Origin of the sequence: Trichloromonas sp., assembly GCF_041583255.1 — a bacterium.
Lineage (GTDB): Bacteria > Desulfobacterota > Desulfuromonadia > Desulfuromonadales > Trichloromonadaceae > Trichloromonas.
Map to the genome: position 1 here is coordinate 1 of NZ_JBFHGD010000170.1, position 7,400 is coordinate 7,400.

General features: G+C 63.3%; 6 protein-coding genes. 2 read left to right on the forward strand and 4 right to left on the reverse strand.

The window, feature by feature from the left end; all coding sequences use genetic code 11:
• The coding region (locus ABYV89_RS12630) for a M20/M25/M40 family metallo-hydrolase (protein WP_432823313.1) at nt 1-429 on the reverse strand (429 nt) is incomplete at its 3' end.
• Nucleotides 426-938: an N-acetyltransferase family protein gene (locus ABYV89_RS12635; protein ID WP_432823314.1), complete on the reverse strand. Its 513-nt coding sequence runs from the start codon at nt 936-938 to the stop codon at nt 426-428. The genes ABYV89_RS12630 and ABYV89_RS12635, both read right to left, overlap by 4 nt.
• A 127-nt stretch (nt 939-1,065) precedes the next feature.
• Between ABYV89_RS12635 and ABYV89_RS12640 the strand changes: the two genes are divergently transcribed.
• Both ABYV89_RS12640 and ABYV89_RS12645 read left to right on the forward strand, forming a co-directional pair.
• Nucleotides 1,066-2,667, forward strand: a complete 1,602-nt coding sequence (locus ABYV89_RS12640; RefSeq protein ID WP_432823315.1) for a DUF445 domain-containing protein — start codon at nt 1,066-1,068, stop codon at nt 2,665-2,667.
• 107 nt (nt 2,668-2,774) lie between these two features.
• A complete protein-coding gene (locus ABYV89_RS12645; protein ID WP_432823316.1) occupies nt 2,775-5,285 on the forward strand; it encodes a glycogen/starch/alpha-glucan phosphorylase in 2,511 nt (836 codons plus the stop codon).
• A gap of 98 nt (nt 5,286-5,383) precedes the next feature.
• On the opposite strand, the gene ABYV89_RS12650 is transcribed toward ABYV89_RS12645, so the two are convergent.
• A complete protein-coding gene (locus ABYV89_RS12650) occupies nt 5,384-6,802 on the reverse strand; it encodes an aldehyde dehydrogenase family protein (RefSeq protein ID WP_432823317.1) in 1,419 nt (472 codons plus the stop codon).
• Between the two features lie 228 nt (nt 6,803-7,030).
• Nucleotides 7,031-7,400, reverse strand: a 370-nt coding sequence (locus tag ABYV89_RS12655; protein WP_432823318.1) for a LysR substrate-binding domain-containing protein, incomplete at its 5' end; no start/stop codon positions are given.

Here is a 7,400-nt window from a genome sequence, read left to right on the forward strand (position 1 = left end):
CTCTTCCCCCACCACCAGCAGCAGCCCCACCGGCGGGCGCTGCTCTTCCGGCAGGGTCGCCAGGGCCAGCCAGGCCTCGACCATGGCGGCGCAGCCCCCTTTCATGTCGGCGGTGCCGAGGCCGTGGATGATTCCCTCCTCTTCCCGCCAGCCGAGCTCCTCCAGGTCCCAGGTGGCCACGGTATCGACATGGCCGACCATGTAGAGTTTGGGCGCTTCCTTGCCCATGGTCACCCGCAGGTTGTAGCGCTCCTCCTCCACCTCCTGGCGCTCGACGCTGAAGCCGGCCCGCTGCAGGATCTCCTCCAGGTAGAGCTGGATGTCCTCCTCCTTGCCGGACGGGGAGTAGATATCGAGCATCTCGCCCAAGGTTCTGCGCAGGCGCTCGGCGTCAACCTGGTCCCAGAGCTGTTTCAGGGTGCTGTTCATGGTTTGCGGTCTGCCTTTCTCCGGTTGGCCCGGGAGAGGTTGAGGGTCATGTAAACGTGCTCTTGCGGGTTGCCGAATCCCTGCTTCTTGAAAAAGCGGATCCCTGCCTCGTTGTCGGCATCGGTGTCGATGATGATCATCCGCACCCCCTGCTCGCGCATGCGCCGCTTGATTTCCTTGAACAGGGCGCCGCCGACGCCGCCTTTCTGGATGCCCGGCTTCACCCCGAGCCAGACCAGGTAGCCGTACTTCCAGGCGGAGTTGCTTTTTTCGACGGTGGTGCCGAGGGCGAAGCCGAGAATTTCGTTGTTGAATTCGGCGACCAGGCAGAGCTCACTGTCCGAATTGTACAGGGTGGTGATTTCGTACTCGTCCCAGGTGCGGTACATGCTGGGTGAATATTCGGAAGTGAAGAGGTCTTCGCCGATGTGGAAGACCACCGGGAAGTCGTCGATGCTCATCTCGCGGATGCGCAGGTCGTCTTCTTGCGGGTGTTGCTCGGATGTCATGGAAAAACCTCGTGATTGGATTTGTTACGCAGGAAATATAGCAGAGGTTTCTTCCCAGTGACAGCTTGTTATGAGGGACTTTTGCAGTTATGATGCAAAAATCGTCAATTACCCGGAGATCCAGACCTTGTCTACCTTGACCTTTGCGCAGCTGCTCCCCTACGCCATCCCCCCGCTATTGGGGGCCCTGATCGGCTATGTCACCAACTATATCGCCATCCGCATGCTCTTTCGCCCCTTGCGCCCCTGGCGGGTTTTCGGCCTGCGCCTGCCGCTGACGCCGGGGATCATCCCGGCCAAGCGCGGCGAGCTGGCCGAAAAGATGGGGGACATGGTCGGCAGCCACCTGCTGACCTCGGAAGATGTCGGCCGGGCCCTCGAAAAGGAGGGGTTCCGCCGCGAACTGCAAGGCGCGATGGCCGAAAAGCTCGGCCAGTTTCTCGACCGCGACCTGGGGCCGGTGGCCTCGCTGGTGCCGGCCGAGTTTCGCGGCCGCTTCGCCGAACTGGTCGAGCTGCTGCGCTGGAAGGCGGTCAAGGCGGTCTTCGAGTACCTCGACAGCGCCGAGTTCGAGAAGCTGCTGCGCGGCTATTTGGAGCGCAAGAGCGGCGAACTGCTGTCGAAAGACCTGGAGAATTTTCTCACTCCGCAGCGCTACCAGGCGGTGCGCGGGCATGTCGATGCCCGGATTGCCACGTTTCTGCGTTCCGAAGGGGTCGGCCGGGCGGTGGGGAATTTCGTCGATGCCAAGACCGAGCAGTGGGTGACCTCGGAGCGCAGCCTGCGCGAGGTGCTGCCGGCCGGGCTGGTCGAAGTGCTGCTGGCGCAGCTCGAAAAGGAAGTGCCGCCGCTGCTGGAGAAGTTCGGCGGCATGCTCTACGACCCCGATTTCCGCAGCCGGCTGGTGAAGAAGGGGCGCGAGGCGATCGAGGGTTTTCTCGATTCATTGGGCGGGCTGTCGGGAATATTGGCCGGCTTCTTCGATATGGACAAGGTCTATTCGCGAATCCCCGAATTTCTCGACAAGGCCGGCGAAGAGATTTCCCGCTGGCTGCGCGAGGAGAAGACCCAGGCCCAGGTGGCGTCGGCCATCCGCGAACGTCTCGACGCCTTTCTCGACCGCCCGGTCGCCTCGTACCTGGAAAAGGTTCCCTACGAGAAGGTCTCCGGGGTGCGCCGCTTCATCCGCCAGCGGGCGGTGGCCACGGTGCAGGGGCGGCGGGCCGCCGATACGCTGATGGCGCTGCTCGAGCGCGGGGTCGAGCGGCTCAAGGACCGCTCCTTCGCCTCGCTGCTGCAGCGGGTTCTCCCCGAGGGGGGGCTCGAGAAGGGGCGGGCGCTGGTAGCTGACCGGATCCTGGCGGCGCTGCGGGCGCCGTCGGCACGGGAGGCGCTGGAGAAGGTGCTGGCCGAAAAGCTCGACCACTGGCTCTTTCGCAAGCCGCTGGGGCGCCTCTCGGCGCGCCTTCCCGCCGACCTGCGCGAAGAGCTCGAAGCGGGCCTCTTTCGCCAGCTGGCCGAACTGCTGAAAAAAGAGGTGCCGCCGCTGGTGGAAACCCTCAACGTGCGGCGGATCGTCGAGGAGAAGGTCAATTCCCTCGACATCCTCAAGGTCGAAGGGCTGCTGATGGGGATCATGCAGGAGCAGTTCAAGTACATCAACCTGTTCGGCGCCCTGCTCGGCTTTTTGATCGGTTTTGCCAACCTGCTGCTGCTGCGCTTTCTTTGAGCCTGGCCGGGGCGCCTGGTTCGCTTGACTGCCGGAACGGTCGGGTATAATGATGTAGTTTGTGGCTGTCCGCCGCTTTTCCCTTTCGCTGACGAGGAGCTGTCACGATGTGTCCGAAGTCCGATAATCCCATAAGCCTCAGTGAGACCCTGACCGAACTGCCTCCCATTGGCATGGATGTGTTCGACCTGGTCGAGGATTTCCGCCGTTACTATACCTATACCCTGGGGCGCGACCGCCACTGCCGGTCGCCCCACTACGCCTACCATGCCCTGGTGCTGACCCTGCGCGACCGCCTGATGGAGCGCTGGAAGAGCACCCGTTACGCCTACGAGGGGAACGACAGCCGGCATACCTACTACCTCTCCCTCGAATTCCTGATGGGGCGGACGCTGGGCAATGCCATGCTCAACCTCGACCTCGACGAGAATACGACCCTGGCCATGCAGTGCCTCGGCCAGGAGTTGGAAGACCTGGTCGAAAACGAGAATGACGCCGGCCTCGGCAATGGCGGCCTGGGACGGCTGGCGGCCTGTTTCCTCGACAGCTGCGCGACCCTGCAGCTGCCGGTGACCGGCTACGGCATCCGCTACGAGTACGGCATGTTCCGCCAGAACATCGTCAACGGCCATCAGTCCGAAGAGCCGGACCACTGGCTGCGCGACGGCAACCCCTGGGAGCTGGAGCGGCCCGAGTACACCATGCGTATCCATTTCGGCGGCCGCAGCGAATTCTACCGCAGCGGTACCGGCGTGCAGCGGGCCCGCTGGGTCGACACCAACGACGTGCTGGCGGTCCCCTACGACATCCCGGTGCCCGGCTACCACAACGGCACGGTCAATACCCTGCGGCTGTGGAAGGCGGCGGCCACCGACGAGTTCGACCTCGGCGAATTCAACTCCGGGCTTTATCCCGAGTCGGTCTCGAGCAAGAACGCCGCCGAGAACATCACCATGGTCCTGTACCCGAACGACTCGAGCGAAAACGGCAAGGATCTGCGGCTGCGCCAGCAGTATTTTCTCGCTTCGGCGAGTTTGCAGGATGTGCTGCAGCGCTGGGTCGGCCAGCAGGGCCGGGATATGTCCGAGTTTGCCGAGAAGAACTGTTTCCAGCTCAACGACACCCACCCGAGCTGCGCGGTTCCCGAGCTGATGCGGCTGCTGATGGACGTGCACGGCCTCGGCTGGGACGAGGCCTGGGCGATCACCACCAAATGCATGGCCTACACCAACCACACCCTGCTGCCCGAGGCTCTCGAGCGTTGGCCGGTGTCGCTGTTCAAGCGGCTGCTGCCGCGACTGCTCGATATCATCTACGAGATCAACGCCCGCTTCCTGGCCGAGGTGGCCCGCTGCTGGCCGGGGGATTTCGGCCGGCAGCAGCGCATGTCGATCATCGAGGAGGGGCCGCAGCCGCAGGTTCGCATGGCGTATCTGGCCATCGCCGGCAGCTTTTCGGTGAACGGAGTGGCCGAGCTCCACTCCCGGCTGCTGCAGCAGGGGTTGTTCAGCGATTTCTACGACCTCTGGCCGGCCAAGTTCAATAACAAGACCAACGGGGTCACCCCGCGGCGCTGGCTGGCCTGGTGCAATCCCGCGCTCTCCGGCCTGATCACCGAAGCTCTCGGCGGCGATGCCTGGGTCACCGATCTGCAGCTGCTGTCCCGGCTGGTGCTGTCGGCCGATGATGCTGATTTCAGGGCCCGCTGGCTGCAGGTCAAGCAGGCCAACAAGGCCCGCCTGGCTCAGCTGGTCCAGTCCAATTGCGGGGTCGAGTTCAACCCCGCGGCGATGTTCGATGTGCAGGTCAAGCGTATCCACGAGTACAAGCGGCAGCTGCTCAACATCCTCCACGTCATTCACCTGTACGACCGCATCAAGCGCGGCGACGACGACCTCTGGACGCCGCGCTGCGTGCTGATCGGCGGCAAGGCGGCTCCCGGCTACTTTATGGCCAAGTGCATCATCAAGCTGATCAACAACGTGGCCGACGTGATCAACCGCGACCCGGCCATCGGCGACAAGCTCAAAGTCGCGTTTCTGCCCAATTACGGGGTGTCGAAGATGGAGATCATCGCCCCCGGCACCGACCTCTCCGAGCAAATATCCACCGCCGGCAAGGAAGCCTCGGGGACCGGCAACATGAAGTTCATGATGAGCGGCGCGATCACCATCGGCACCCTCGATGGCGCCAATATCGAGATCCGCGAAGAGGTCGGCGCCGACAACTTCTTTCTGTTCGGGCTCACCGCCGAAGAGGTCGAAGAGCTACGCGGCCATTACGATCCCCACGCCATCATCGAGGGGGACGCCGACCTGGCGCGGGTCATGCGGCTGCTCGAAAGCGGCCATTTCAACCAGTTTGAGCCGTGCATCTTCGACCCGATCATCGGGGCGATCCGCAATCCCCACGACCCCTGGCTGGTGGCCGCCGACTTCCGCAGCTACCTCGATGCCCAGCAGCAGGCCGCGGCGGCTTATCGCGACCAGGAAGCCTGGGTGCGCATGAGCATCTACAATACCGCGACCAGCGGCAAGTTTTCCACCGACCGCACCATGCAGGACTACAACCGCGAGATCTGGAAGCTGGAAGCGACGCCGCCGGTGCCGGTGGTGTAAGCTTTCGTCTTTTTGACGCAAAAGGGGACAGGCTCCGTAAAGGTGCCTGTCCCCTTTTTTATTGGCAGAGGGGGAGGCCCCTTTCGGAGCCAGTCCCTTTAGAGCTGAATCGATTTGACCTCGAGAAATTCCTCCAGCCCGTACTTGCCGAACTCCCGGCCGTGGCCCGACTGCTTGTAGCCGCCGAAGGGGGCGAGCAGGTTGAAGCGGCCGCCGTTGACGTCGACCTGTCCGGTGCGCAGGCGGCGGGCGACGCGCTTGGCCCGCTCGGGGTCGGCGGACCAGACGGCGCCGGCCAGGCCGTAGATGGAGTCGTTGGCAATGCGGATAGCGTCCTCTTCGTCCCGGTAGGTCAGGATGGAGAGGACCGGTCCGAAGATCTCCTCGCGGGCGATGGTCATCTCCGGCGTCACCCGCCCAAAGACCGTCGGCTGCAGGTAGTAGCCCCGCTCCAGCCCCGACGGCGGCTCGGTCCCTCCGAGCAGCAGCTGGGCCCCCTCGCTGATCCCCTGCTGGATATAATCCCGTACCCGCTGCCGCTGTTCGGCCGAGACCAGCGGGCCGAGCTTGGCCTGTCCTTCGAACGGGTCGCCGACGCTGAAACCGCGGGCGGCCTCCACCGCGAGAGCGACAGCCTCCTCGTAGCGGCTCTGCGGCACCAGCATCCGGGTGTGGGCGCTGCAGGTCTGGCCCGAGTTGAGAAAGCAGGCGTTGAGCGTCCCCTTGACCGCGGCGGCGAGGTCGGCGTCGTCGAGGATCACCGCCGCCGACTTGCCTCCCAGCTCCAGCGCAACCCGCTTGACCGTCTGTGCCGCCAGCTCGGAAACCCGTTTGCCAGCCCGGGTCGAACCGGTGAAGGAAACCATGTCCACCTCGGGGTGGCTCGCCAGGGCTTCGCCGACCACCGGTCCGGTGCCGCTGACCAGGTTGAAGACCCCGGTGGGAAAGCCGGCTTGCTCGATCAGCTCGGCGAGCATGAAGGCGTTCAGCGGGGCGACCTCGCTCGGCTTGAGGACCACCGTGCAGCCGGCGGCCAGGGCCGGGGCGATCTTGGCGACGATCTGGTGCAGCGGGTAATTCCAGGGGGTGATGCAGGCCACCACGCCGACCGGCTCGCGCACGATCAGCGAATTGCCGATCTGTTCTTCAAAGGCATAGTCCCGCAGCAGTTTGATCGTGCTTTCGAGCACCGCGCAGGGCAGGCCCACCTGGATGCGTTGGGACATCTTGAGCGGCATGCCGAGTTCGCCGGTAATGATGCGGGCCAGTTCGTCGCTGCGGCCGGTCAGCCCCCGGTGCAGGGCGTCCAGCAACTGGGCCCGCTCGCTGACAGGGGTGGTGGCCCAGCCGTCGAAGGCCTGCCGGGCGGCGGCGACGGCGGCCGCGGCATCCTCGGCGCTGCCGGCCGGAATGGTGCCCATGGCCTGCTCGGTTGAAGCGTTGATGACATCGATACGTTCCCCGCTGCGGCTGGGAACCCACTGGCCGTTGATGTACAGGTTCTCGTAGCTCTGCATGGTCTCTCCTGAGGGATTCGATGTGAACAAAGGTAAGGCACTATTGTAGCAAGAAAATCGCGTGATGCGAGCGAATCCTGGGAGACTGCTGTATTGGAATGCATGGTTGGTGTGATTTTGTCCCCTCAGAGGTTTTCAGCCGTGAAGACAGCGACATAAAGATATTAAGGCCAAGGCTCACTCCTGATTCAAGGGGCTTCGTTGCGGCACGCGAAGCCCGACAGACTCCTAGGTAAGAACGCTGTCATCCAGAATCCCTTTATCAATCAGAGGCTTTAAAATCCCCACCGTCTTCTTCTTGAGCATATTCCTGAGCAACCGGGTCGCCGGCGTCAGAAGTTGCCGGCTCGGGCAAATCAGCCACAGTTCGGTTGTTCTCGGCTTGAACTCGGGCATGACGTTGACAACCTTTCCCGACAACAGATCAGCGGACATGTCGAGGCAGGATTTGACCGCTAGGCCTTTGCCGGCGACACACCAGCGTCGTACGAGATCCCCATCGTTGGAGGCCCGGTTGCCGTTCATCTTGATTTTGTATTCAGTTCCACCCTGCGCGAAGGTCCAGGTATCGTAAACGATGTCGTTAAGCTGGTAAAAA

What these genes read in the sequence shown, in the direction of transcription:
- ABYV89_RS12635 (WP_432823314.1), bottom strand. Translation starts at nt 938, where the DNA reads ATGACATCCGAGCAACACCCGCAAGAAGACGACCTGCGCATCCGCGAG.
- ABYV89_RS12645 (WP_432823316.1), top strand. Translation starts at nt 2,775, where the DNA reads ATGTGTCCGAAGTCCGATAATCCCATAAGCCTCAGTGAGACCCTGACC.
- ABYV89_RS12650 (WP_432823317.1), bottom strand. Translation starts at nt 6,802, where the DNA reads ATGCAGAGCTACGAGAACCTGTACATCAACGGCCAGTGGGTTCCCAGC.